Source organism: Streptomyces sp. NPDC006384 (assembly GCF_042870695.1).
Taxonomy (GTDB): domain Bacteria; phylum Actinomycetota; class Actinomycetes; order Streptomycetales; family Streptomycetaceae; genus Streptomyces.
Window position 1 is genome coordinate 94,685 of record NZ_JBIAHR010000003.1, and the last position, 23,572, is coordinate 118,256.

General features: G+C 73.0%; 20 protein-coding genes and 1 riboswitch. Of the genes, 4 read left to right on the plus strand and 16 right to left on the minus strand.

Annotation, left to right across the window (positions count from 1 at the left end; all coding sequences use genetic code 11):
• Window positions 1-29: 29 nt before the first annotated feature.
• Together ACFYOJ_RS04600 and ACFYOJ_RS04605 are read right to left on the minus strand one after the other, a co-directional pair.
• A complete protein-coding gene (locus tag ACFYOJ_RS04600; RefSeq protein WP_356554410.1) occupies window positions 30-1,346 on the minus strand; it encodes a class I SAM-dependent methyltransferase in 1,317 nt (438 codons plus the stop codon).
• Window positions 1,347-1,562: 216 nt separating this feature from the next.
• Window positions 1,563-2,966 carry an NAD(P)/FAD-dependent oxidoreductase gene (locus ACFYOJ_RS04605; RefSeq protein WP_356554412.1) on the minus strand — a complete coding sequence of 468 codons (1,404 nt, stop codon included), beginning with the start codon at window positions 2,964-2,966 and terminating at the stop codon, window positions 1,563-1,565.
• A gap of 490 nt (window positions 2,967-3,456) precedes the next feature.
• Here ACFYOJ_RS04605 and ACFYOJ_RS04610 point away from each other — a divergent pair, with 490 nt between their 5' ends.
• Both ACFYOJ_RS04610 and ACFYOJ_RS04615 read left to right on the plus strand, forming a co-directional pair.
• Window positions 3,457-3,732, plus strand: coding sequence for a hypothetical protein (locus tag ACFYOJ_RS04610; RefSeq protein WP_356554414.1), 276 nt, complete (start codon window positions 3,457-3,459; stop codon window positions 3,730-3,732).
• 52 nt (window positions 3,733-3,784) lie between these two features.
• A complete protein-coding gene (locus ACFYOJ_RS04615; RefSeq protein ID WP_356554415.1) occupies window positions 3,785-4,054 on the plus strand; it encodes a type II toxin-antitoxin system RelE/ParE family toxin in 270 nt (89 codons plus the stop codon).
• Between the two features lie 4 nt (window positions 4,055-4,058).
• Here the strand turns inward: ACFYOJ_RS04615 and ACFYOJ_RS04620 are convergent, their stop codons facing one another.
• The 12 genes from ACFYOJ_RS04620 to ACFYOJ_RS04675 all read right to left on the minus strand — a co-directional run bounded on the left by ACFYOJ_RS04620 (window position 4,059) and on the right by ACFYOJ_RS04675 (window position 17,747).
• Window positions 4,059-5,000, minus strand: coding sequence for a Ppx/GppA phosphatase family protein (locus ACFYOJ_RS04620; RefSeq protein ID WP_356554417.1), 942 nt, complete (start codon window positions 4,998-5,000; stop codon window positions 4,059-4,061).
• Window positions 4,997-5,551 (minus strand): DUF501 domain-containing protein, encoded by a 555-nt coding sequence (locus ACFYOJ_RS04625; protein ID WP_356554419.1) that lies wholly within the window; start codon window positions 5,549-5,551, stop codon window positions 4,997-4,999. Before ACFYOJ_RS04625 ends, ACFYOJ_RS04620 begins: the two co-directional genes overlap by 4 nt.
• A gap of 29 nt (window positions 5,552-5,580) precedes the next feature.
• Window positions 5,581-6,063, minus strand: a complete 483-nt coding sequence (locus ACFYOJ_RS04630) for a septum formation initiator family protein (RefSeq protein ID WP_356554421.1) — start codon at window positions 6,061-6,063, stop codon at window positions 5,581-5,583.
• A gap of 145 nt (window positions 6,064-6,208) precedes the next feature.
• Complete coding sequence (gene eno / locus ACFYOJ_RS04635; protein ID WP_356554422.1) at window positions 6,209-7,498, minus strand: phosphopyruvate hydratase; 1,290 nt, start codon at window positions 7,496-7,498, stop codon at window positions 6,209-6,211.
• Window positions 7,499-7,779: 281 nt separating this feature from the next.
• Window positions 7,780-8,544: a transglycosylase family protein gene (locus tag ACFYOJ_RS04640; protein WP_356554424.1), complete on the minus strand. Its 765-nt coding sequence runs from the start codon at window positions 8,542-8,544 to the stop codon at window positions 7,780-7,782.
• A gap of 3 nt (window positions 8,545-8,547) precedes the next feature.
• Window positions 8,548-8,716, minus strand: a riboswitch (cyclic di-AMP (ydaO/yuaA leader).
• A 177-nt stretch (window positions 8,717-8,893) separates the two neighbouring features.
• A complete protein-coding gene (locus tag ACFYOJ_RS04645; protein WP_356554425.1) occupies window positions 8,894-9,979 on the minus strand; it encodes a transglycosylase family protein in 1,086 nt (361 codons plus the stop codon).
• A gap of 143 nt (window positions 9,980-10,122) precedes the next feature.
• Window positions 10,123-11,448 carry a cytochrome P450 gene (locus ACFYOJ_RS04650; protein WP_356554427.1) on the minus strand — a complete coding sequence of 442 codons (1,326 nt, stop codon included), beginning with the start codon at window positions 11,446-11,448 and terminating at the stop codon, window positions 10,123-10,125.
• Entirely contained in the window at window positions 11,445-12,431 is a 987-nt protein-coding gene (locus ACFYOJ_RS04655) for a nucleoside triphosphate pyrophosphohydrolase (protein ID WP_356554429.1), read from the minus strand. Before ACFYOJ_RS04655 ends, ACFYOJ_RS04650 begins: the two co-directional genes overlap by 4 nt.
• A 120-nt stretch (window positions 12,432-12,551) precedes the next feature.
• Window positions 12,552-13,199: a SurA N-terminal domain-containing protein gene (locus tag ACFYOJ_RS04660; RefSeq protein WP_356554431.1), complete on the minus strand. Its 648-nt coding sequence runs from the start codon at window positions 13,197-13,199 to the stop codon at window positions 12,552-12,554.
• A 197-nt stretch (window positions 13,200-13,396) separates the two neighbouring features.
• The gene (gene pkaE / locus ACFYOJ_RS04665) at window positions 13,397-14,887 is read right to left on the minus strand and encodes a serine/threonine protein kinase PkaE (RefSeq protein WP_356554557.1); all 1,491 of its coding nucleotides are present in this window, start codon (window positions 14,885-14,887) and stop codon (window positions 13,397-13,399) included.
• A 38-nt stretch (window positions 14,888-14,925) separates the two neighbouring features.
• Window positions 14,926-15,564 (minus strand): hypothetical protein, encoded by a 639-nt coding sequence (locus tag ACFYOJ_RS04670; protein WP_356554433.1) that lies wholly within the window; start codon window positions 15,562-15,564, stop codon window positions 14,926-14,928.
• A gap of 149 nt (window positions 15,565-15,713) precedes the next feature.
• Window positions 15,714-17,747: an N-6 DNA methylase gene (locus ACFYOJ_RS04675; protein ID WP_356554435.1), complete on the minus strand. Its 2,034-nt coding sequence runs from the start codon at window positions 17,745-17,747 to the stop codon at window positions 15,714-15,716.
• A 189-nt stretch (window positions 17,748-17,936) separates the two neighbouring features.
• Between ACFYOJ_RS04675 and ACFYOJ_RS04680 the strand changes: the two genes are divergently transcribed.
• A complete protein-coding gene (locus tag ACFYOJ_RS04680) occupies window positions 17,937-18,452 on the plus strand; it encodes a hypothetical protein (RefSeq protein ID WP_356554437.1) in 516 nt (171 codons plus the stop codon).
• 106 nt (window positions 18,453-18,558) lie between these two features.
• Here ACFYOJ_RS04680 and ACFYOJ_RS04685 read toward each other — a convergent pair whose 3' ends face one another.
• A complete protein-coding gene (locus tag ACFYOJ_RS04685; protein ID WP_356554439.1) occupies window positions 18,559-19,332 on the minus strand; it encodes an HNH endonuclease family protein in 774 nt (257 codons plus the stop codon).
• 132 nt (window positions 19,333-19,464) lie between these two features.
• On the opposite strand from ACFYOJ_RS04685, the gene ACFYOJ_RS04690 reads away from it, so the two are divergent.
• On the plus strand, window positions 19,465-19,656 hold the full coding sequence (locus ACFYOJ_RS04690) for an antitoxin (protein WP_356554440.1): 192 nt from the start codon (window positions 19,465-19,467) through the stop codon (window positions 19,654-19,656).
• A 120-nt stretch (window positions 19,657-19,776) separates the two neighbouring features.
• Here ACFYOJ_RS04690 and mfd read toward each other — a convergent pair whose 3' ends face one another.
• The gene (mfd, locus tag ACFYOJ_RS04695; RefSeq protein WP_356554442.1) at window positions 19,777-23,310 is read right to left on the minus strand and encodes a transcription-repair coupling factor; all 3,534 of its coding nucleotides are present in this window, start codon (window positions 23,308-23,310) and stop codon (window positions 19,777-19,779) included.
• Between the last annotated feature and the right edge of the window lie 262 nt (window positions 23,311-23,572).

Consider the following 23,572-nt stretch of genomic DNA (forward strand, 5'->3'; position numbering starts at 1 on the left):
GTGCCCGGCCCTCAGGGGTCGGGTCCGGATCAGTCCGGGGCGGGAGCACCCCAGGTGCGGGCCCGCAGCGGCATCCCGGAGACACCCGGGTCGGGGGTCCGGACGGCGAGGACCTGGTTGACGCCGATGCGGTTGCGTTCGAAGGCGAGCGCGGAGGCCGCCATGTACAGGAGCCAGACGCGGGCGCGGCCGGGGCCGACGAGCCGGGTGGCCGTCGCCCACTCGGACTCCAGGTTGGCGACCCAGCGGCGCAGGGTGAGCGCGTAGTGCTCGCGGATCGACTCCACGTCGCGCACCTCGAACCCGGCGCGCTCCAGCTGGGTGACGGTGGTGCCGAGGGGGGCGAGTTCGCCGTCGGGGAAGACGTAGGAGTCGATGAACCCGTCCACGCTGTAGGCGGTCTCGTCCTGCCGGGGGCGGCGCGCGATCTGGTGGTTCAGCAGCCGCCCGCCGGGTTCGAGCAGCGCGTACAGGATCCGGGCGTACTCCAGGTACCTCTCGGCGCCGACGTGCTCGGCCATGCCGATGGAGGAGATCGCGTCGTACGGCCCGTCGGTGATGTCCCGGTAGTCCTGGACGCGGATCTCCACCCGGTCGGTGAGGCCCTCGTCGGCGACCCGCTTGCGCGCGTAGGCGGCCTGCTCCTGCGACAGCGTGACCCCGACGACGCCGACGCCGTGCTCGCGGGCGGCGTGGACGGCCATGGAGCCCCAGCCGCAGCCCACGTCGAGGAGGCGCCGGCCGGGCTTCAGGCCGAGTTTGCGGCAGACGAGTTCGAGCTTGTCGCGCTGGGCGGTCTCCAGGGTGCCGCCCTCGGACTCGGGGGCGGGCCAGTAGGCGCAGGAGTACACCATGGACGGGCCGAGGACGAGTTCGTAGAAGTCGTTGCCGACGTCGTAGTGGTGGCTGACGGCCCGCCTGTCGCTGCGCCTGGTGTGGAGGTGGCCGCGGCCCCTGCGGATCTCCTCCGGCGGCGCCGCGGGCGGCAGCGGCGGCCCGGCGAGCCTCACCAGACCGCGTACGGCGGCCCGCACGCCGGGGTCCCGCAGCGAGGCGACGACCCCGGGGGCGTCCTCGTCGCGTTCCCACACCAGCCCGGCGAGCAGGTCCAGCGCGGTGTAGAGATCGCCCTCGATGTCGAGGTCGCCGGCCACCCAGGCCCGCGCCAGGCCCAGCTCGCCCGGCTTGAACAGCAGCCGGCGCAGCGCCCTGCGGCGGCGCACGACCAGCGTCGGGGCGTCCGGCGGCCCCGCCTGCGAACCGTCCCAGGCGCGGATCCGCACCGGGAGGGGGGCTCCCAGCAGCTGTGCGAAGAGGTCCTGCAGCCGCAGCGCGGCGTCAGCCATGGCGTACCTCCGTGACGAGCGATCCCGGAATGTTCCGTCACCACGAAAACACCTGGGCGCGCGCCGCACACTCCCCGGCGCGCGTCACGAACCGGCAAAAAGCGTGCACGCACTCCGGCTTTCGCTCCTCCGGTGCAACGCCGAAGGGGCCGCCCGCACCACGGATGGCGGACGGCCCCTTCGGGGGGAGCTGTTACGGCTGCGGGTGACCGGGGGTCAGGAGGCCTTGGCCTCGGTCTTCTCCGCGGGCTTCTCGCTCGTGCCGGCCTTCGGCGCGGCGGCCGGGGCCGGCTTGGCGGCCTCGTAGAACTCCTCGCGCGGGCTCTCGATCGCGCCGAGGGAGACGACCTCGCGCTTGAGGAACATGCCGAGCGTCCAGTCCGCGAAGACGCGGATCTTGCGGTTCCAGGTCGGCATCGCGAGACCGTGGTATCCGCGGTGCATGTACCAGGCGAGACGGCCCTTGAGCTTGATCTTCATCTTGCCCATGACGATCATCGCGACGCCCTTGTGCAGGCCGAGGCCCGCGACCGCGCCCTTGTTGGCGTGGCTGTACTCCTTCTGCGGGAAGCCCCGCATGCCGGAGACGACGTTGTCGCCGAGGACCTTGGCCTGGCGCAGCGCGTGCTGGGCGTTCGGCGGGCACCAGGCGTTGGGGTTGCCGTTCTTGCGGCCGACCAGGTCCGGGACCTGGGCGTTGTCGCCGGCGGCCCAGATGTAGTCGGTGCCCTTGACCTGGAGGGTCGGCTCGCAGTCGACGTGACCGCGGGGGCCGAGCGGCAGGCCGAAGCGGGCGAGGGCCGGGTTCGGCTTGACGCCGGCCGTCCAGACGATCGTGTTGGAGTCGACCTCGAGGCCGTTCTTCAGCACCACGTGGCCGTCGACGCAGGAGTCCATGGAGGTGGACAGGTAGACCTCGACGCCGCGGCCCTCGAGGTGCTCCTTGCCGTACTGGCCGAGCTTCGGGCCGACCTCGGGGAGGATCTTGTCGGCGGCGTCGACGAGGATGAAGCGCATGTCCTCGCGGGACACGTTCCGGTAGTACTTGGCCGCGTCGCGCGCCATGTCCTCGACCTCACCGATGGTCTCCGCGCCGGCGAAACCGCCGCCGATGAAGACGAAGGTGAGCGCCTTGCGGCGGATCTCCTCGTCGGTGGTGGAGTCGGCCTTGTCGAGCTGCTCCAGGACGTGGTTGCGCAGGCCGATGGACTCCTCGATGCCCTTCATGCCGATGCCCTGCTCGGCGAGGCCGGGGATCGGGAAGGTGCGGGAGACCGCGCCCATGGCGATGACCAGGTAGTCGAAGGGCAGCTCGTACGCCTCGCCCACCAGGGGGGCGATCGTGGCGACCTTGCGGTCCTGGTCGATGGTGGTGACCCGGCCGGTGAGAACCTCCGCCTTGGGAAGCACGCGTCGCAGGGGTACGACGACGTGCCGCGGGGAGATGTTGCCGGCGGCGGCTTCGGGGAGGAAGGGCTGGTAGGTCATGTACGACCGCGGGTCGACGACGGTGACGGTCGCCTCGCCGTAACGCATCTTCTTCTGGATGCGTCGAGCTGCGTACAGGCCTACGTACCCACCGCCTACTACGAGGATCCTGGGACGCTCCGTGGTGCTCATGGCATCGAGTATCCACCTGCCCCAGGGGGGTGGTTCGTGCGCCCCTTCACAAGCTCCGACAGGGGTCGTGTTACACTCCTCCGCCCACGTGACCTAGATCATGGCCGGCGCGCGGAACCGTCATGCGGCCCGCCACGTTGTCAATGCCACCTGAGCTGCCCGTCCGGGCCCCGGACCGCCTCGGCCGACCCCTCGGCCGGCCCCTCGGCGGGACCGTCCCGGCCACTTCCGCGCCGCTCTCCTGAACGTGTTCAAACGGCAGTTGAGCCCCCAAAAAGGTCAACCGGCAGCCGTTCGTCGCCCTGCGGGGCCCAATTCCTTGTGAAGAACTTCACGAAGTTTCTCGCGATACGGTCCCGCCAGGCGTTTTTCCGCTCCCCGCGGGCCGCTCGAACGCTTCGCGGCCCGCTCGTCCGGCGACCCGTCCGCCGCACCGTGGGGCCCGCGCCGTCCCCGGCCGGGCCGGCGCAGGCCGGCGACGACGCCTGCGGTGACGAGCAGGGCGCCGGCGACGTCGGCGGACACCGCCCCGCCGCTGGTGGCGATGCACCGGATCACGGCCGACGTGCTGCAGGTGAAGAGCGCCTGGGCGTTCGCCCTGGAACTGCCGCCGGGCCCGGACAGCGAGGCCGCCGCCCTCCACCGGGACATCGCCCGCCGCTGCGTCGCCGTACTGGAGCGCGCCCGGGACGCCGGGCTCATCGACGAGGCGGCCGGCCTCGACCGGGTGCGCCGGGTCTACTACGCGCTCCTCGGGGAGTCGTGACCATGGCGGAACTGCTGGCGGACCTGTTCACCGAGCAGGACGGCGAGGCGGCGTGAAGTACGCCTTCCGGTTCACCACGGCGGCACAGCGCCGGCTTCGGGCCATCAGCCGACCCGACGCCATGCGCGTCCTGACCGCACTGACCGCGCTCGGTGACGACCCGTACCGCCAGGATGCCGACGTCGAGAAGCTCACCGGCCCGTCCGGGCTCTGCCGGCTCCGGGTCGGAAGCCACCGGATCGCTTGTCAGATCGACGACGGCGAACTCGTCGTCCTCGTCGTCGAGGTGGGCGACCGGCGGGACGTCCACCGCGGCCTGTAGGCGATCAGGTCAAGGACCAGGCGATGCCGTCGAGGATGTCGTGCTCGCTCACCACGACCTCCTCCGCGCCCGTCCGCTCCATGACCGACAGCAGGACGAGCGCGCCCGCGCCGATCACGTCGACGCGCCCCGGGTGCATGGAGGGGACCGCGGCGCGTTCGGCGTGGGTGGAGCGCAGCAGCCACTCGGTGATCTCGCGGACGCGCTCGCGGGAGACGCGGGAGTGGTGGATGGCCGCCGAGTCGTACGCGGGCAGCTCCTGCGCGATCGCGGACACCGTCGTCACCGAGCCGGCCAGCCCCACCAGCGTGCGCGCCTCGCGCAGCGGCACCGTCTCCTCGGCGAGGTCCAGGGCCGCCTCGATGTCGGCCCGCATCGCCGCGATCTGCGTCCCGGTGGGCGGGTCGGTGACCTTGCCGTCCCGGACCAGGTGCCGCTCGGTCATCCGCACGCAGCCGACGTCCACGGAGCGGGCGGCGCGCACATGGTCGTCGCCGACGACGAACTCGGTCGAGCCGCCGCCGATGTCGACGACCAGATAGGGCTTGTCGAGGTGGTCGCGGCCCGCCAGCTCCCTGGTGGCCCCGGTGAAGGAGAACTCGGCCTCCTGGTCACCGGAGATCACCTCCGGCTCCACGCCGAGGATGTCCAGCACCCCGCGCACGAACTCGTCCCGGTTCTCCGCGTCCCGGGAGGCGGAGGTGGCCACGAAGCGCAGCCGCCGCGCGCCGTGCCGCTCGATCGCCCCGGCGTACTCGCGGCAGGCGGCGAACGTCCGCTCCAGCGCCTCGGGCGCCAGCCGCCCGGTGCGGTCGACGCCCTGGCCGAGCCGCACGATGGTCATGCGCCGGTCCAGGTCGGTCAGCTCGCCCGTCGCCGGGTCGGCGTCGGCGACCAGCAGCCGGATGGAGTTCGTACCGCAGTCGACGGCGGCGACCCGGGTCACTGGGCTTCCTCCCCGTCCGTACGGGACACGCACTCGTCCGTGCGGGACACGCACGGTCCCTTGCGCCACCACTCGGGCAGCATCGCGATCGCCTCGTCGCCCAGCGGGTTGACGCCCGGCCCGGCCGCCAGCGAGTGCGCGACCAGCACGTGCAGGCACTTCACCCGGTCCGGCATGCCGCCCGCGCTCGGGAAGCCGGTCAGCTCCTCGATCTCGTCGCGCCGCCGGATGTAGTCCTCGTGCGCCGCCCGGTAGGCGTCGGCCAGCTCGGGGTCAGTGGCGAGGCGCTCGGTCATCTCCTTCATCACGCCGTTCGCCTCCAGCGTGCCGATGGCGGAGGCCGCCCTCGGGCACGTCAGGTAGTACAGCGTGGGGAAGGGCGTGCCGTCGGGCAGCCGCGGCGCCGTCTCCACGACGTCCGGCTGTCCGCACGGGCAGCGGTGCGCGATGGCGCGCAGTCCGCGCGGCGGGCGCCCGAGCTGCTGCTTGAAGGCCTCCACGTCCGCGTCGGTGGGCTCGGTGCGCGGGGTGGTGGGCGGGGGTGTCTGCATGACGGTCTTCTGCTGGTCTTCCTGTTGAGTCACTGCCGGTGGGCGGCGGCGTCGGCCTTGTCGACGCCTTCCCACACGTTGCGGTACCACGGGCGGTCGGCGGCGCCGAGCTCGGCGCGCGCCTGCTCCGCCGCGTCCGGGTCGACGACGACGAAGCCCGTCTCCCCCGGCATCACGTAGTGCAGCCGCAGCCGGATCTGCTGCTCGGCGTAGGCGTCGTCCTGCCAGCGTGCCTTGAGGTCGCGCAGGTCCTCGACCCGCTCGCGGGTCCGCGCCTGCTCCTCGCGCAGGTCGGCGATCTCGGCGCGCTGGGCGACGTACTGCCGTATCGGGTAGGCGAGTGCCACGACCAGCGAGCAGAGCACCATCGCGAGCAGCGCCGCCCGGCCGGTCAGCCGGGAGCGGCGCGCCTGGCGCCTGGTCTGCGAGCGGTAGACCCGGGCCGCGGTCTGCTCCCCGAGGACCCGGATCCTGGTCGCGGTGGAGAAACGGTCCCGGTCCTTCACCGCCATGTCCCCGCCTCCGCTTCCGTGCGTCCTCATACGTGCGTACGTCCCCGCACACGGTACGGGACCGAGTACGGGGACGTACGTACGACGCTGCTACAGGGATGGCACTCCACCCCCGCCGTGCCTACTGGCCCGCGGAGCGCCGTGCCTACTGGTCCGCGGAGCGGAACCGCGGGAAGGCGCTGCGGCCGGCGTACACCGCGGCGTCGTCGAGGATCTCCTCGATGCGCAGCAGCTGGTTGTACTTGGCGACGCGCTCGGAGCGGGCCGGGGCGCCGGTCTTGATCTGGCCGCAGTTGGTGGCGACGGCCAGGTCGGCGATGGTGACATCCTCGGTCTCGCCGGAGCGGTGGGACATCATGCACTTGAAGCCGTTGCGCTGGGCCAGCTCGACGGCGTCCAGGGTCTCGGTGAGCGAACCGATCTGGTTCACCTTCACCAGCAGGGCGTTGGCGGCGCCCTCCTCGATGCCGCGGGCCAGACGCTCGGGGTTGGTGACGAACAGGTCGTCGCCGACGAGCTGGACCTTGTCACCGAGCTTGTCGGTGATGGTCTTCCAGCCCTCCCAGTCGTCCTCGAACAGCGGGTCCTCGATGGAGACCAGCGGGTACGCCTCGACCAGCTCGGCGTAGTACTCGGTCATCTCGGCGGCCGAGCGCTCCTTGCCCTCGAAGGTGTAGGAGCCGTCCTTGTAGAACTCGGACGCGGCGACGTCCAGCGCGAGCGCGATCTGCTCGCCCGGGGTGTAGCCGGCCTCCTTGATGGCCTCGAGGATGAGGTCGAGGGCCTCGCGGTTGGAGCCGAGGTTCGGGGCGAAGCCGCCCTCGTCGCCGAGGCCGGTGGCCAGGCCCTTGCCCTTCAGCACCTTCTTGAGGGTGTGGTAGACCTCGGTGCCCCAGCGCAGCGCCTCGGAGAAGGACTCCGCGCCGATCGGGGCGATCATGAACTCCTGGATGTCCACGTTGGAGTCGGCGTGCGAGCCGCCGTTCAGGATGTTCATCATCGGCACCGGCAGCAGGTGCGCGTTGGGGCCGCCCAGGTAGCGGAAGAGCGGCAGGTCGCTGGCCTCGGAGGCGGCGTGGGCGACGGCGAGGGAGACGCCGAGGATGGCGTTGGCGCCCAGCGAGCCCTTGTTGTCGGTGGCGTCCAGGTCGAACATGGCCTGGTCGATCAGGCGCTGCTCGGTGGCGTCGTAGCCGACCAGCTCCGGGCCGATCTGCTCGATGACGGCGAGGACGGCCTTCTCGACACCCTTGCCCTGGTAGCGGGCCGGGTCGCCGTCACGGAGCTCGATGGCCTCGAAGGCACCGGTGGAGGCTCCGGACGGGACGGCGGCACGGCCCGTGCTGCCGTCGTCGAGGCCGACCTCGACCTCGACCGTGGGGTTGCCTCGGGAGTCCAGGATTTCCCGGGCTACGACGACGTCGATGGACGGCACGAGCATCTCCTTCTTCAATGTGACGCTTCGGTGTGGCGCTTCGGTGCGACGCGGATCCGCGAGGACCGCAGCGGCTCTGCGGGACGAGCCTAACCGGCGACGGGCGATCGGCCAGCCGGCCACCCACCTGTTGGACAGAACCGAGAGTAAATTGTTTCCGAACGGAACAAAGGCGGTTCACGGAAATCCGGGGCCCCCGGCTCCCGGAGCGTGAAAAACCCGCCCCGGTGCGCACGGGGGGGGGGAACACGCACCGGGGCGGGAGGAGGGCGGGCCGCCGCTTACTTCAGGTGCAGCTGCTGGCCCGGGTAGATCAGGTCGGCGTCGTCGAGGATGTCGTCGTTCAGCTCGAACAGCTTCGCCCAGCCGCCGTCGACGTCGTGCTCGGCGGCGATCGTGCTGAGGGTGTCGCCCTTGACGACCTTGTACTCGCCGTCGCCCTTCTCGACCTTCTTGCCGGTCGGGGTGGTGACGGTCCCGCTCTCGGCCTTCTTCTCCGCCTTCGGCGCGGTCTTCTCGGCGGCCGGACGCTCGGAGGAGCGCGAGGCCTTCTGCTCGGTGGAGCGCTCGGCGGAGCCGCCGCTCTGGTTCTGGGTGCCCTGCGAGCTCTGGGAGCCGCCGGAGGACTGCGAGGAGCCGCCGCTCTGGCTCTCACCGGAGCCGCCGGTGTACGCGGCGCTCGACAGGCCGGTGCCGCAGACGGGCCAGGCACCCTTGCCCTGGCCGGCGAGGACCTTCTCGGCGACCGCGATCTGCTGCGACTTGGACGCCTGGTCGGCGGTGGCGGCGTACTGCGTACCGCCGTAGGCGGCCCAGGTGGAGGCCGAGAACTGCAGGCCGCCGTAGTAGCCGTTGCCGGTGTTGATGGACCAGTTGCCGCCGGACTCGCACTGGGCGACGGCGTCCCACTCGGAGGCCGTGGCGGCGGAGGCGTTGCCGGCCGCCATCAGCGGGGCGGCGACGGCGGCACCGGTGACGCCGGCGACGGCGATGACACGGGTGGCCTTGGACGGACGACGGTGCTTGCCCTTGCCGGAAAACAGCATGGTTGATCCCCTCACCGACGCCTGCGAGGTGAGCTGTCGGGTTCGGGCCGGTTGAGTTGCCCGGCCGGGTCCCTCACGGAACTCGGCTCCACCCCTAGCCGCTCCGGATCGACTGCCCCGGTGCGGCGACTTACCTTGGGTCCCCCGCTCCTGCCTGCGGCGCTTGACGCGACGACTGTTCCCGTACCGCCGCTGGCAGGATTCGGCGTTGCGACGGACGGGGCCCGCGGTGGCGAGCGGTCATGACCGTAGACACGCGCTCCGCGGTTTTTCAAAGACGATCACGGCTTCTGAGACCTATCTCTCACGAGATCCAAAACGGACATACAGCCTCTAACCGTGACGCGAACTACCCCTGGTTTTCGACCGATTCGCCCGTGACCGTGAGCGTCTGACCGGGCAGGATGTGGTTCGGGTCGGCGCCGACGACCTCCTCGTTCTCGGCGTAGAGGGCGTGCCACCCGCCGGAGACGTCAAGGGAGTCGGCGATGCCCCAGAGGCTGTCGCCCGAACGGACCGTGTACGCGCCGTCCGTGAGGTCGCGGGCGCCGCCCTCGCCGCGCGAGGCGTGCCGCCCCGACGGCGCGTCCTCGCGGCCGGCCGCCGCACCCTCGTCGGCGCTGCCGCCGCGGTGCCGGCCGGCCGGGGACTCCTCGGTGTCGACGAGCCCCGAAACGGCGCCGTTCTGCCCCGACTTGTCCGCAGCGTCGCTTTCGGGGGCCTCCGTGCCCGCGCCGCCGGAGTCCCGGGTGACACCGTCGGCCGGAAGTCCGGGCGTGGCGGACGTGCCGGGCGTGTCACCCTTGGCCGTTTTGTCGCTGTTGTCCGACGGGACGTCAGCCGTGGCGGACGTGGAGGCCGACGGGGCCGGGGTGGAGGAGGGGGAGGGGGAGGCCGGGGAGGACGGTCTCGCAGCGCTCCCGGCGCTTCCGGCGGTTTCGGTGGCCTCAGGGGAAGCGGTGGTCTCGGAGGGGTCGGTCGAGCCGGACGCGCCGGGCGCCCTCTCCCCCGCCGACGACCCGTCACCGGAGGTTCCGGTTCCGCCCGTCGCGGCACCCGCGCCGCCGCCCAGGCCCGCGAGCGGACCGCAGGTCGGCCAGGCGGCGACGCCCTGCCCCGCGAGCACCTTCTCGGCCACGGATATCTGCTGCGAGCGGCTGGCCTCGTCGGCGCTCGGCGCGTACGCGAGTCCGCCGTACTGCTCCCAGAGGTCCTGGGACAGCTGCAGGCCGCCGTAGTACCCGTTGCCGCTGTTCTGGCTCCAGGCGCCACCCGTCTCGCACTCGGCGACCCGGTCCCAGCTCGTTCCGTCGGCCGCGTGGGCGCCGGTGGCCCCCAGGAGAGGGATCGCGATGGCGGAGCCGGTCACGCCGGCTGCGACGACCAGGGCGGGGGCCTGGCGGGGTCGGCGGTGACGACCGTTCCCGGAGAGCATGCGACGACCTTTCACGAGACGACGGGGACCGCGTGGCGGACGAGGCTCGTCGCCACGCTGATCCGTGAACGTATAGGCATATGATCGGTTGTCACAAGTTCATGCCGCGCAGATCACGTGAAGATCACAGAGCTGAGCGCGTGTCACCTTTGCGTCGGCGCCGGATGCGTGTCGGGCGGCGACGGCACGGGGCCGGAGGGCACAGGAGTGAACGACACGGGCAGGGTGCGCAGCCCCCGCATGATGAGCCCGCCGCGCCAGCGCAGTTCGGCGGGGTCCGCGGCGAGGGACAGGTCGGGCAGGCGGGTGAGCAGTGTGGCGAGCGCCGTCTGGCCCTCCAGCCGGGCGAGCGGGGCGCCGAGACAGTAGTGGATGCCGTGGCCGTACCCCAGGTGCTGGTTGTCCCGGCGGGAGAGGTCCAGGGTGTCCGGGTCCGCGAACCGCTCCGGGTCCCGGTCGGCGGCGGCCAGAACGACGAGGACCGGGTCGCCGGGGGCGATGTCCTGTCCGCCGACGGTGAGCGGCTCGGTGGCGAAGCGCCAGGTGGCGAGCTCGACCGGGCCGTCGTAGCGCAGGAGTTCCTCGACTCCCGTCTCCAGCAGGCCGCGCTCGCCCGCGGCGAGGGACGACTGCAGCCGGGTCCGCTGTTCAGGGTGGGTGAGCAGGGCGTAGGCGCCGTTGCCGATGAGGTTGACGGTGGTTTCGAAACCGGCGAAAAGCAGGATGAAAGCCATCGCCGCGGCCTCGTTCTCGGTGAGGTGCTCACCGTGGTCGGAGGCGCGGATGAGGCCGGAGATGAGGTCCTCGCCGGGTCCGGGCTCGGGCGGCAGCGCGGCGCGCTTGCGGTGGATGAGGTCGGCGAGGTAGCCCCGCATCTTCTTCACCGAGCGCGCGACGCCGCCCCTCGGCCCGCCGCCGTGTCGGATCATCATGCCCGCCCAGTCCCGGAAGTCGTCCTGGTCCTCACGGGGGACGCCGAGCAGGTCGCAGATGGCGTAGATGGGCAGCGGGAACGCGAACTCGTGGATGAGGTCGGCCTCTCCGGCCGGCGCGAACCGGCCGATCAGGTCGTCGGCGAGCTCCTGCACCCGGGGCGCGAACTCGGCGACGCGCCGCGGGGTGAACGCCTTGCTGACCAGCCGGCGCAGCCTGGTGTGGTCCGGCGGATCGATGTTGAGCAGATGTGTCATCAGCTCGGCCTTGCGCTCGCCCGGGATGCCGGTCTTCCCCTTGGCGTGGGCGGGCTCGTCGTGGTGCGCCGGGTTCTTGGACAGCCGCTGGTCGGCCAGGGCCTGCCGGGCGTCGGCGTACCGGGTGATCAGCCAGGCCTCCACGCCGCTGGGCAGGGTCGTGCGGTGGACGGGGGCGTGCTCGCGCAGCCAGGCGTAGGCGGGGTAGGGGTCGCTCGCGAACTCCCAGCTGAAGAGCTCGGGCACCGGGCCGTCGGGGGCGGCCGGGCGGCCGGTCATGCCTCGACCTCCCTGATCGCGTCGCGGTAGGCGCGGGCCGCCGCGCGCAGGGCCGCTTCCGGGTCCGTGCCCTCGGCCTCGGCGCGGGCGGCGAGGGCGAGGAGTTCGTAGCCGATGCCCTCGCCCTCGGGGAGCGGCACCTCCAGGCCCGCGGTGCGCGCCCGGGAGGCCAGTTTGGCGGCGAGCGCGAGGCCGGGCTGGCCGAGGGGTACGCCCTCGGTGACCGAGGCGCGGCGTTTCTCCTCGGCCTTGGTGCGCAGCCAGTGCTCCCTGACCTCTTCGGGGGTGGCCGCGCTCTCGTCGCCGAAGACGTGCGGGTGGCGGTGGATCAGCTTGGCGACGATGCCGGCCGCGACGTCGTCGACGGAGAACGGCGCATCGGGGTCCTCCTCGGCGATGCGGGCGTGGAAGACGACCTGGAGGAGGACGTCGCCGAGTTCCTCGCGCAGTTCGTCGCGGTCGCCGTCCTCGATGGCCTCGACGAGTTCGTAGGCCTCCTCGATGGCGTACTTGGCCAGGCCCTCGTGGGTGCGCCGCGAGGACCAGGGGCATTCCACGCGGATGCGGTCCATGACCTGGACGAGGTCGAGGAGGCGGGCGCCCGGGAGGTCGTAGGAGGCGGGGAGCAGTTCCAGCTCGGGCATGGCGATACGGCCGGAGCCGGCCAGGCGGGCCAGTCCGTCGGTGAGCGCCGGCTCGCCCTCGCCGGTCGCGACGACGGCCACCGTGCGGCCGCCCGCGCAGGCGGCGACCAGTTCCTCGGCCGTCGGGGCCGTCTCCTCGACGTGTACGCCGGCTTCGCGCAGGTACGGCAGTTGCGGGTGGGTGCCGTCGGCGCACAGCACGCGGTCGGCCGTACGCAGCGCCTGCCAGGCGGGCCAGGAGAGCAGGCCGGGGGCGACGCGGTGGCTGGTGGTGAGCAGGACGATGCGGCCCGGGCCGGGGGCGGTGCCGTGAGCGGGGTCGGAGCTGGTTGCGTTCACCGTCCGAACGTAACGCACGCCTTCGGCCGGCCCGCGGGTCGTCCGCAGGCGGGGGCTGCCGGTCGTCCGCGGACAGGGGCTGCCCGCCGTCCGCAGGCGGGCGGCCCCCGCGCGGGACCGTCACGCCGTCTGCGGGCTCTCCGCCGCCGTGACCTCGCGCACCCACGGCGTCTTCGCGTCGGCACGGCTGCTCTTGCTGACGTCCCAGGTGCCGTAGCGCGGGTTGAGGTCGACGTCGAGCTGCCGGGAGGCCTTGGACAGGGCCTGCCAGAACTCGGGGCGGCTGGTGTCGGTGCCGAGGTGCTCGGCGAGCTTCTGGGCCTCCAGCTGGACGCGGAGGTTGTCGTCGAGGCGTTCGGGGGCGACGCCGTACTGCTGCAGCCAGGCGGTCTCCAGCTGCTCGGCGCCGCCGGCCTGCTCCTCGAGGCCGGCGCGCATCCGCTGGACCTCCTTGCGGGTGACGGTCACGCCGGCGTCCTGGGCGGCGTGGTGCAGGACCCGGTCGAGGACCATGCCGTGCAGGGTGTCGCGGGCGAGGGTGCCGGTGCGGGCGACGACCTGCTGGTACCGGGTCTCGTCCGGGACGGCGGCCCGCTGCGCCTCGCGCACCTCGCCGACCCTCGTCTCCAGCTGGGAGACGGTGATCCGCTGGTCGCCCACCACGGCCGCGGCGCCGGGGTGCGCGTCGTTCCCGCAGGCGGTGAGCAGGGGGGACGCGGCGGCGATCGCGGCGGTGAACAGGAGCGCGGTGCGACGGCGGCGGTGCAAGGGAACCTCCCGTTGGAGATTGCAAGGGACAGTGCGGCGCGCAGCGCCTCCACCAGGGGTGGTGGTCGGGCGGCGGGCGGGTGCACAAGGTCTTGCGGTGATCGATGGTAGGCAGTGGCCCGGCTCTGGCCAACCCATTCGACCAACGATTCGCGGGGACTTCGGGCACCGCCGCGCCTTCTCCGAGACGGTGTGCGTCAGCCGTGCACCTGGCCGAGCCACTGGAGGGTGCGCCGGACCTCGGCCGCGAGGGGGTGTCCGGGGCCGTGGGTGCGCTCCAGGTCGTGCAGGAGGCGGACCAGGGTCTCGTGGGCGGCGGCGCGGTCGCCGAGGGCGAGGAGGAGGTGACCGATGCGGCGGCGGACGTCGTGGGCGAGGTCGGGGTCGCCGGCGACGTACTGGTTCTCGTAGTACGGCAGCAGGGCGCGGTACTCGGCGAGGGCGGCGGCCGGTTCGCCGAGCTGTTCCAGGCACTGGGCGGCGTCGTAGCGGTGGCGCAGGGACTGGGGGTCGGCGTGGCCGGCCTCGGCGGCGCGTTCGTCGGCGAGGCGGCGCAGTTCGGGCAGGGCGCGGCGGTACTGGCCGTCGTCCAGGAGGGTGGCGGCGTACTGCTTGCGCAGGGTGCGCACGACCGGGGAGCGTTCGCCGTGCTGTTCGGCGGCGGCGGGCAGGATCGCGCCGAGGATGTCGACGGCCTGGGTGATGCGGCCCTCGCCGAGGAGGCGTTTGACGTCGTCGACGGCGCGGGCGACGTCCGGTTTGCCGGCCTCGGGGGCGGGCTGGGGCGGGGCGGGCTGCGGCGCGGGGGTGCGGGCGCGGTCGGGCCAGGGGGCGTGCGGGCGTACGAAGGGGCGGGTGGGGTCGAGGGGGCCGCCGGTGGGCATGCCACGCGCGGGCAGCAGCAGTGCGAGGTGCTCGTAGACCTCCTGGGCGGAGGCGGGGCGGTGCTGGGGGTCCTTGGCGAGCAGGCGCAGGACGAGGGCTTCGAGCGCCTCGGGGACCTCGGGGCGGAGGCGGCGCACGGGCAGCGGCGGTTCGTACAGGTGCCGGTGGAGGACGCCGAGGGCGGTGGAGCCGGCGAAGGGGACGTCGCCGCTGAGGAGTTCGTGCAGGAGGACGCCGAGCGCGTACAGGTCGGTGTAGGGGCCGACGGCGCCGCCCATGGCCTGCTCGGGGGCCATGTAGGCGGGCGAGCCTATGGGGGTGCCGGTGTGGGTGAGGCGGGTGGTGTCGGCGTCCATGACGGAGGCGACGCCGAGGTCGAGGACGGTGACGGTGCCGTCCTGCTTCACCATCACGTTGCGCGGCTTGAGGTCGCGGTGGACGATCGGCACGGCGTGCACGGCGCTGAGGACGGCGCACAGCTGGGCGGCGACCGCGACGGCCCACTGCCAGGGGTAGGGGTCGTGCTCGGCGAGGTGGTCGGAGAGGTCGGCGCCGTCGACGTACTGCATGACGAGGAACAGTTCCTCGCCCTCGCTGCCCGCGTCGTGCACGGTGACGAGGCCGGGGTGGTCGACCTGGGCGGTCACCCGGCACTCGCGCACGAAGCGGCGGCGCAGTTCGTCGGCCTCCTGGCCGGCCACCTTGTCGGGGCGCAGCAGCTTCACCGCGACGCGCCGGTCGAGGCGCTGGTCGTAGGCCGTCCAGACCTGGCCCATGCCGCCCTGGCCGATGAGGGTGGACAGTTCGTAGCGGCCGGCGACGACACGTCCCGCCGTCACGGTCACCGCCCTCCCTGGTGGCCGCCGCTGCCGCCGTCGTGCCTGCGCAGGTAGTCGCTGAGCTCGTCGAGTTCGGCGCGGACCTGGTCGATGCGGGCGGGCTGCGGGGGCGGGGTGACGGGCGCCGGCGGGGGTGCCACGGGGGTCTGCCGGGGCGGTGCCACGGGCGTGTGGGGGTGCCGGGCCTGGTACGGCGGTGCCGGCGCGGGCACAGGGGCGGGGGTGTACGGGTAGGCGGGGTGCGGGTGGCCGTATCCGGCGGCCGGGTGGCCGGGCGGCAGGTGGCCGGCGTGGAGCGGCTCCTGGTGGTGCCGGATGTGGGCGTACAGGAAGTAGCCGGCGCAGACACAGGCGTTGAGCAGCAGGATGATCATGCCCGCGGTGCCTTGGGGGGTGCTGAAGTCGTCGGTGTGGTCGGTGGCCATGAGGCCGAAGCTGATCACCATGACGACGGCCGTCGCCGCGAACGCCCACCAGTCGCGCGGCCTGCGGGTCACGATGGCCGCGTACAGGGTGGAGATCCACGCCAGGAACCCGAGGCTCAGCAGCGGCAGGGCCACGAAGAGGACGCGCAGCAGCACCAGCGCCGCGGTCCTGGGGCGGCGCGGCGGCGGTGGCGGCACATGGCCCTGGCCGTGCATGACTTCTCCCGGCAACCTGATCGGACGGACGTACACCGGACGGCCCAGTGTGTGACGAGCGTATAGGCCGACGCGGACAACCGGCTCCGGGTTGTACCGAACCGTTGCCGTGACCGTTGCCGTGCCGGCCGTTTCCCGCGCGCGGGGCGTCAGTCGGGGGTGACCGTGCCGTCCGTGAGCCCGTCGTACATCCCCCGCACCAGCTGTTCGCCGAGGCGGGCCGCGTGCCGCAGCGACCGTTCGAACTCGTCGAGGGCGCGGAAGCGGGCGCCGTAGCGGCGCTGGGCGTCGAGCGGGAGCCGGGGGAGGCGGAGGCGGCGCACGTCGAGGCGGGTGGCGGTGGAGGCGTAGCTGCTGGCCCGGCGGTTGTTGGCGGTGCCGCGCAGGAATCCGGCGAGGAACCAGGGGTCGAGTGCGGCCGGGTCGGGGCGCAGGAGGACGAGGTGGCGGCCGAGGGCGGCGCCGGCGGTGGCGTCGTCGATCACCCGCGTCACGGATTCGCCGCCGAGGACCGGCAGGACGACGTCCCCCGCCTCGGTGAGGACGGGTTCCTCGTCGCTCTCCGGGAGGGTGCCGGAGGGGGCGGTGCCGGCGAGGACGTCGATATCGGTGAGGACGGGCACGCGCGCGTGGCCGCCGCTGGTGCCGGCGCGCATCAGCAGGGCGCCGCCGCGGGCGAGTTCGCCGACGGTGGTCAGCGGCCAGCGGGGCGGCGACGGCGCGGTCCCGGCGGGGGGCGGGGTGAGGTCGGCGGCCAGCCGCAGTGTCTCGCCGAGGCGGGCGCGCACGTCCGTGAGCTGTTCGGCGCCGTCGGTGGCCGTGGGCGGGGGAAGGTGGCGGGCCGGGGCGAGGTCGACGTCGTCGTCGAGGAGTTCGATGACGGGCAGGCTGCGGGCCCGGCCCGGGCGTTCGTCGAAGTGTCCGGCGCGGTCGAAGTCGCGCCACGCGTCGAGGACGGTCTCCCGCACGGCCCGCCAGTCCGGGCCGCCGCGTCCCTCGCCGGCGTGCTCCCCCGCGTCGGCGAGCAGCACCTCGGGCCGCGCGGGCGCCTTCCCGGGCCGGCGCAGCACCCACAGGTGGAGCGGGAGGCTGTACGGCGGCGCCGCGCCGGCCGGCAGGGCGACGACGGCCCGCAGGGCGCCCCGGCGCAGCAGGTCGGCGCGGATACGGCGGCCGGAGCGGCGGGAGGCGGCGGCGGGCGGCATGAGGAGGACGGCCGTGCCGTCGTCCTTCAGCCGGGCGAGGGCGTGCTGGACCCAGGCCAGCTCGGACTCGGTGCGGGCCGGGAAGCCGTACTCCCAGCGGGCGTCGTAGGCGAGTTCGTCGTGTCCCCAGTTGCGCTCGTTGAAGGGCGGGTGGCACAGGACGGCGTCGGCGCGCAGGCCGGGGAAGGCGTCCGCGCGCAGGGTGTCGCCGTCGGCGACGCGCACGGTGGCCGTGGTGCTCAGGGCGAGCCGCAGTCCGGTGAGCGCGGCCAGTCCGGGGGCGCTGTCCTGGCCGTACCGCTCCTGGCCGGGCCGGGTGCCGACGGCGCGCAGCAGGGTGCCGGTGCCGCAGGCCGGATCGAGCACCGTGCGGGCGGGGCCGGCGAGTTCGGCCATCAGCTCGGCGAGGGGGGCCGGGGTGAGGGTGTGGTGGCGCGGGTTGGCGTCGAGGTGCCGGCCGAGCAGGAACTCGTAGGCCTGCCGGGCGCCCTGGTCGGCGGCGAGTTCGGCGACGCCGCGCAGGAGAGGCACGGACGGCAGCAGGGCGGGGGTCTGCGGGGTGGGGAGGGTGCGGGCGCGGTCGTCGCCGAAGCGGGGGGCGAGCACCTGATCGAGGGCGGCGGGGAGCAGGGCGGCGAGGCGTTCGTCGGAGCCGGCGCCGATGTCCAGCCAGTCGGTGGGGCGGTCGTGGATGAGCAGGAGGACGCAGCCGGCGTGGACCAGGGCGGTGGCGGGGCCCTCGGGGTGGCCGGCGAGTCGCTGCCAGACGCGTTCGCGCAGGGGGACCTCGGCGAGTTTGCCCTGGGCGCGCAGCCATGCCTCGACGTCGGCGAGGGCGAAGGAGGGGCTGGTCTCGGTGCCGCCGACGGGCTGGGGGAAGTCCGCGTGCCGGCGCCGCCAGTTGCTCACCGCCGCGCGGCCCACGCCGGCGAGCCGTGCGATCCCGGCGGCGGTCACTTCTGTCGCGTTGTCCTGCACCCGCGCGGCTCCCCTCGTCCCGTGTGTGGCGACGAGCATACCGAGACGGCGTGCGCGGAGACGTTCACGATCGTGTACACGCCCCACTCTGTGAACCTGGTTGACTCGGTTCACAGGTTCTGGTCTTATTGACCTCGCCAACGGGCGACCGTGACAGGAAGCGGCCGCCCTCTGGGAGGGGACTGAGACATGGGTATGAAGACCAAGGTCGCGCTGGGTGCCGTGGTGGGGCTCGTCGTCATCGGCGCCGTGTCGGCGAACTCCGGTGAGGGGGGCGGCGACGGCAAGGGCGACGGCCGGACCTCCGCCGCCGCCGAGAAGACCGGGGGCACGCAGGCGGGCGGCTCGTCCGGCGCGGCGGGCGGCTCGTCCGGCGCCGAGGCGGCCGAGGGCGAGCCCGCCGAGGACAAGGGGACCGGGAAGGCCTCGCAGGCGGACCGGTTCAAGGCGTTCGTGGAGAAGAACGGCACGGCCACGGAGAAGCAGGCCGTCTCCCACGTCACCAAGGTCCAGGGCGCGGACGAGCAGAACGACATCCTCGACACCGCCGACGTCTACACCGACTTCACCGGCGGCATCATGGGCGAGGGCACGGGACCCGCCAAGCTCATCGCCTCGGCGTTCGCCGACTGGAAGGACAGCGACAACGGTCTCGTCACCGTCTACGACGCCGAGGGCGAGATCCTCGGCAACGGCGAGTTCTGACCGGCGCCGCGGCGAGACCGGCCCGCGCACCGCTCCACCGCTCCTCGAACACCGGAAGCCCCCGCCGTGCGCCGTCACGCCCACGGCACCGCGCTCACCGGCGGTTTCAGCCGCCGCACTGCCGCAGCATCGCCTCCCGGTCCGGCGCGGTCACCGCCAGCTCGTACTTGACGGCGACCTGGGCGAACCGGACGGCGTACGCGCACCGGATCCCCTTGCTCGGGGGCAGCCAGGTGGCGGGTCCGGAGTCGCTCTTGGCGGAGTTGGCCCGGCCCTGGACGGGGATGAGGTTGAGCGGGTCGTTGGCGATCTGCTCGCGCTTGCTCTCCGGCCAGCGCGACGACCCCATCTGCCAGCTGTACGACAGCGGCACGACGTGGTCGATCTGCACCTCGCTCGCCTCCTGCTTGCGCCAGTCGATGGTGGTGCCGGTGTACGGGTCGTGCAGCGTCATGGCGATGACCACACAGTTCGAGCCCGACCGGAAGCGCACCTCCTGGCCGTCGCGTTTCAGCAGGTCGTTGCGTGTGTCGCAGCCGTTGCGCGCCAGCGGTACGCCGTCGGCCGTGTCCATCCAGGCGTAGCCGAACTCGTCCCTGTCGTAACCGGTCTTGGGGCCGCGGCCCTTGGTCCTCAGCTTCTCGATGAGCTCGCGGGCCGCCTTCCGGTCGGTGTCGCCCGTGACCGGGGCGAGGCCGGGCCGGGTGCCGTCGGGGTTGTGCAGGGGGCTGACCGCCTTCCCCGCGGCCGGCGCCGCGGTGTCGCCGCCGCCGTCCTTCGGGGTGCCGGCGCCGTCGGATCCCCCGCAGCCCGCGACCAGGACGAGAACAAGGGCCGCGCCCGCGGACCGTCCGGTACGAATCCTGCTGTGCCGCCTCATAAGCGCCCCTTTCCTTGCGGTTCAGGACCACCGTAGCGAGGGAGAGGTTCAGACCATAGAGGTCCTTATTGGGCATGACCGGCATATCTGGCGTACGGTCGGAGAGGAGTCACGTCCCGGAAGGAGCGCCGCATGGGCTTCCTCGACAAGATGAAGAGCATGGCAGGCAAGGACAAGGACCGTTCCCGGAAGATGTCCGACGCCGCCGAACGCCAGGTCAACCAGAGGACCGGCGGCAAGTACGAGAAGCAGGTCGACGCCGCGCAGCAGCAGGCCGAGGGCAAGCTCGGCTTCGGGCGCGACCAGGGCGGCGACCGGCCGTAGGAGAACGTCCTCTCACACCGCGCACACCGAAGCCGTCCACGGACCCGGGTCCGTGGACGGCTTCTCCGCGACAGGCCTCCGACGGGCCGCGGCCGCTCTTCGCCGGGCCGCGGCCGGTGGTCAGGACCCCAGGACCGACGTCAGGAACTCCCCCACCCACGCCAGCAGTTCCCGTCCGACCAACGGCTTGCCGCCCACCTTCGCGGTCTTCGGGCGCGGCACCAGCACCTGGTGACCGGTGGGCTTGATGACCGTGCCCGGGTACAGGCGCTTGAGGCGCAGCTCCTGCGACTCGCGCAACTCCACCGGAGCGAAACGGATGTTGTTGCCCTGGAGCACGATCTCGCCGACGCCGCACGCCCGCGCGAGCATCCGCAGCCCCGCCACCAGCAGCAGGTTCTCCACCGGCTCCGGCAGCTTGCCGTAGCGGTCGACGAGTTCCTCGCGTACGGCCCTGACGTCCTCCTCGCTGCCCGCGGAGGCGATGGACCGGTACGCCTGCAGACGCAGCCGCTCGCCGGGGGCGTAGTCGTGCGGGACGTGCGCGTCGACCGGCAGCTCGATCTTGACCTCGAGCGGCGGCTCCTCCTCCACGCCGCCCTCCAGGGAGGCGCGGTAGTCGGCGACGGCCTCGCCGACCATCCGCACGTACAGGTCGAAGCCGACGCCCGCGATGTGGCCGGACTGCTCGCCGCCGAGCAGGTTGCCGGCGCCGCGGATCTCCAGGTCCTTCATGGCCACGTACATGCCGGCGCCCATCTCGGTGTGCTGGGCGATGGTGGCGAGCCGCTCGTGCGCGGTCTCGGTCAGCGGCTTCTCCGGCGGGTACAGGAAGTAGGCGTAGCCGCGTTCCCGCCCGCGGCCGACGCGGCCGCGCAGCTGGTGGAGCTGGCTGAGGCCGAAGTTGTCGCCGCGCTCGACGATCAGGGTGTTGGCGTTGGAGATGTCGATGCCGGACTCGACGATGGTCGTGGAGACCAGCACGTCGAACTTCTTCTCCCAGAAGTCGACGACGACCTGCTCCAGCGCCTGCTCCGACATCTGGCCGTGGGCGGTGGCGATGCGCGCCTCGGGCACGATCTCGCGCAGCTTGGCCGCCGCGCGGTCGATGGACTCGACGCGGTTGTGGATGTAGAAGACCTGGCCCTCGCGCAGCAGTTCGCGGCGGATGGCGGCGCCGATCTGCTTCTCCTCGTAGGGGCCGACGAAGGTCAGGACCGGGTGGCGCTCCTCGGGCGGGGTGGTGATCGTGGACATCTCGCGGATGCCGGTGACCGCCATCTCCAGGGTGCGCGGGATGGGGGTCGCGGACATGGTGAGCACGTCGACGTTGGCGCGGAGCTTCTTCAGCTGCTCCTTGTGCTCGACGCCGAAGCGCTGCTCCTCGTCGACGATGACCAGGCCGAGGTCCTTGAACTTCGTCTCGGAGGAGAACAGGCGGTGGGTGCCGATGACGACGTCCACCGAGCCCTCGCGCAGCCCCTCCAGGACGGCCTTGGCCTCGGTGTCGGTCTGGAAGCGGGACAGCGCCTTCACGGTCACCGGGAACTGGGCGTAGCGCTCGCTGAACGTCCCGAAGTGCTGCTGCACCAGCAGGGTCGTCGGCACGAGGACGGCGACCTGCTTGCCGTCCTGGACGGCCTTGAAGGCGGCGCGGACCGCGATCTCGGTCTTGCCGTAGCCGACGTCGCCGCAGATCAGGCGGTCCATGGGGACCGTCTTCTCCATGTCCTCCTTGACCTCGGCGATGGTGGTGAGCTGGTCCGGGGTCTCGGCGTAGGGGAAGGCGTCCTCCAGCTCGCGCTGCCAGGGGGTGTCGGGGCCGAAGGCGTGGCCGGGGGCGGCCATGCGGGCGCTGTAGAGCTTGATCAGGTCGGCGGCGATCTCCTTGACGGCCTTCTTGGCGCGGGCCTTGGTCCTGGTCCAGTCGGCGCCGCCGAGCCGGTGCAGGGTGGGGGCCTCGCCGCCGACGTACTTGGTGATCTGCTCCAGCTGGTCGGTGGGGATGTAGAGCCGGTCGCCGGGCTGGCCGCGCTTGGCGGGGGCGTACTCCACGACCAGGTACTCGCGGGTGGCGCCCTGGACGGTGCGCTGCACCATCTCGATGTAGCGGCCGACGCCGTGCTGCTCGTGGACGATGTAGTCGCCCGCCTCCAGGGTGAGCGGGTCGATGGTCTTGCGGCGCCGGGCCGGCATCCGGGCGCCTTCGCGGCCGGCGGCCTTCTGGCCGGTCAGGTCGGTCTCGGTGAGCACGGCGAGCTTGAGGGCCGGGGCGACGAAGCCGTGGTCGAGGGAGCCGCAGGAGACGTGCACGACGGACGGGCTCAGCTCGTCCAGGTCGTTGTCGAGGCGGGCGGCGATGCCCTCGCCGCCGAGGACCTCGACGGTGCGGGCGGCCGGGCCGTGGCCCTCGGTGAGGTAGACGGCGCGCCAGCCGTCGGACAGCCAGCCCTTGGTGTCGGCCAGCGCCCTGGCGGTGTCGCCGCGGTAGGTCTCGGGGGCGCGCATGCCCAGCTTGAGGGTGTCGGCGTCGTCCAGGGCGTCGTCGGCGGCGAACGGCGACACCGACCACCACATCATGTCCAGCTCGCGCGCCCGCTCCCGGACGTCGGCGAGGGACCACAGGGAGGCCGCGTCGACGTCGATCGGCGCCTCGCCCCCGCCCGCGGTGGCCGCCCAGGACGCCTGGAGGAACTCCTGGCTGGTCGCGACCAGGTCGGCGGCGCGGGTCCGCACGCGCTCGGGGTCGCAGACGACGGCCATGGCGCCCTTGGGCAGCACGTCCAGCAGCAGCTCCATGTCGTCCACGAGGACCGGCGCCAGGGACTCCATGCCCTCCACGGCGATGCCCTCGGCGATCCTGCCGAGCAGTTCGCCGAGCTCGGGGTGGTCCTCGGCGAGGGCGGCGGCCCGCTCGCGGACCTGGGGCGTCAGCAGCAGCTCGCGGCAGGGCGGGGCCCACAGCCCGTGCTCGGCGACCTCCAGGGACCGCTGGTCGGCGACCTTGAAGTAACGGATCTCCTCGACGTCGTCGCCCCAGAACTCGACGCGCAGGGGGTGTTCCTCGGTGGGCGGGAACACGTCGAGGATGCCGCCGCGCACGGCGAACTCGCCGCGCTTCTCGACCAGCTCCACGCGCGCGTACGCGGCGGCGGCGAGGGCCTCGACGACCTCGTCCAGATCGGCGTTCTGCCCGCTCCGCAGGGAGACCGGCTCCAGGTCGCCCAGGCCCTTGACCTGCGGCTGGAGCACGGAACGCACGGGCGCGACGACGACCTGGACCGGGCCGGTCTCCGGGTCGTCGTCGCGGGGGTGGGTCAGGCGGCGCAGAACGGCCAGGCGGCGGCCGACGGTGTCGCTGCGCGGGCTGAGCCGCTCGTGCGGCAGCGTCTCCCAGGACGGGTACTCGACGACGCCCTCGGGCGGCAGCAGCGAGCGCAGGGCCGCGGCCAGGTCCTCCGCCTCGCGCCCGGTCGCCGTCACCGCCAGGACGGGGCGGCTCGTCCCGCGGGCCAGCGCGGCGACCGTGAAGGGCCGGGCCGCGGGGGGACCGACCAGGTCGACGTGCATGCGGTTGCCGTCGGCGGCCGCGGTGATCGCTTCCGCGAGGGCGGCGTCCTTGACGACGGCGTCGAGCAGACCGTGCAGGCTCATGAAAGGGGCGCTTCCGTCCGGGGGTGTACGTACAACACGACGGGCCCGGCGCGCGCTGCGGGCCGGGGGTCTCCCAGCGTACGTCGCTGCGCGGGCGGGCGCGGGGGCTGTGGACAACGCCCCATCCGTGGACGGGTGCCCCGGCGTGCGGCCCGGGTACCAGGGGACTCCGCCCACCTGGACCCCGGCCTGTGCCCACCCGCCCCCGGCTCGGTGGGCTGGAAGCGCCCCGCGGCACACCGGCTCGGCGGAGGCGGAGCCG

Bases quoted from the DNA above. Each gene is read 5' to 3' on its own strand.
- ACFYOJ_RS04600 (WP_356554410.1), bottom strand. From the start codon at position 1,346: ATGGCTGACGCCGCGCTGCGGCTGCAGGACCTCTTCGCACAGCTGCTG.
- ACFYOJ_RS04605 (WP_356554412.1), bottom strand. From the start codon at position 2,966: ATGAGCACCACGGAGCGTCCCAGGATCCTCGTAGTAGGCGGTGGGTAC.
- ACFYOJ_RS04625 (WP_356554419.1), bottom strand. From the start codon at position 5,551: ATGCAGACACCCCCGCCCACCACCCCGCGCACCGAGCCCACCGACGCG.
- ACFYOJ_RS04630 (WP_356554421.1), bottom strand. From the start codon at position 6,063: ATGGCGGTGAAGGACCGGGACCGTTTCTCCACCGCGACCAGGATCCGG.
- ACFYOJ_RS04640 (WP_356554424.1), bottom strand. From the start codon at position 8,544: ATGCTGTTTTCCGGCAAGGGCAAGCACCGTCGTCCGTCCAAGGCCACC.
- ACFYOJ_RS04645 (WP_356554425.1), bottom strand. From the start codon at position 9,979: ATGCTCTCCGGGAACGGTCGTCACCGCCGACCCCGCCAGGCCCCCGCC.
- ACFYOJ_RS04650 (WP_356554427.1), bottom strand. From the start codon at position 11,448: ATGACCGGCCGCCCGGCCGCCCCCGACGGCCCGGTGCCCGAGCTCTTC.
- ACFYOJ_RS04670 (WP_356554433.1), bottom strand. From the start codon at position 15,564: ATGCACGGCCAGGGCCATGTGCCGCCACCGCCGCCGCGCCGCCCCAGG.
- ACFYOJ_RS04680 (WP_356554437.1), top strand. From the start codon at position 17,937: ATGGGTATGAAGACCAAGGTCGCGCTGGGTGCCGTGGTGGGGCTCGTC.
- ACFYOJ_RS04685 (WP_356554439.1), bottom strand. From the start codon at position 19,332: ATGAGGCGGCACAGCAGGATTCGTACCGGACGGTCCGCGGGCGCGGCC.
- ACFYOJ_RS04690 (WP_356554440.1), top strand. From the start codon at position 19,465: ATGGGCTTCCTCGACAAGATGAAGAGCATGGCAGGCAAGGACAAGGAC.
- mfd (WP_356554442.1), bottom strand. From the start codon at position 23,310: ATGAGCCTGCACGGTCTGCTCGACGCCGTCGTCAAGGACGCCGCCCTC.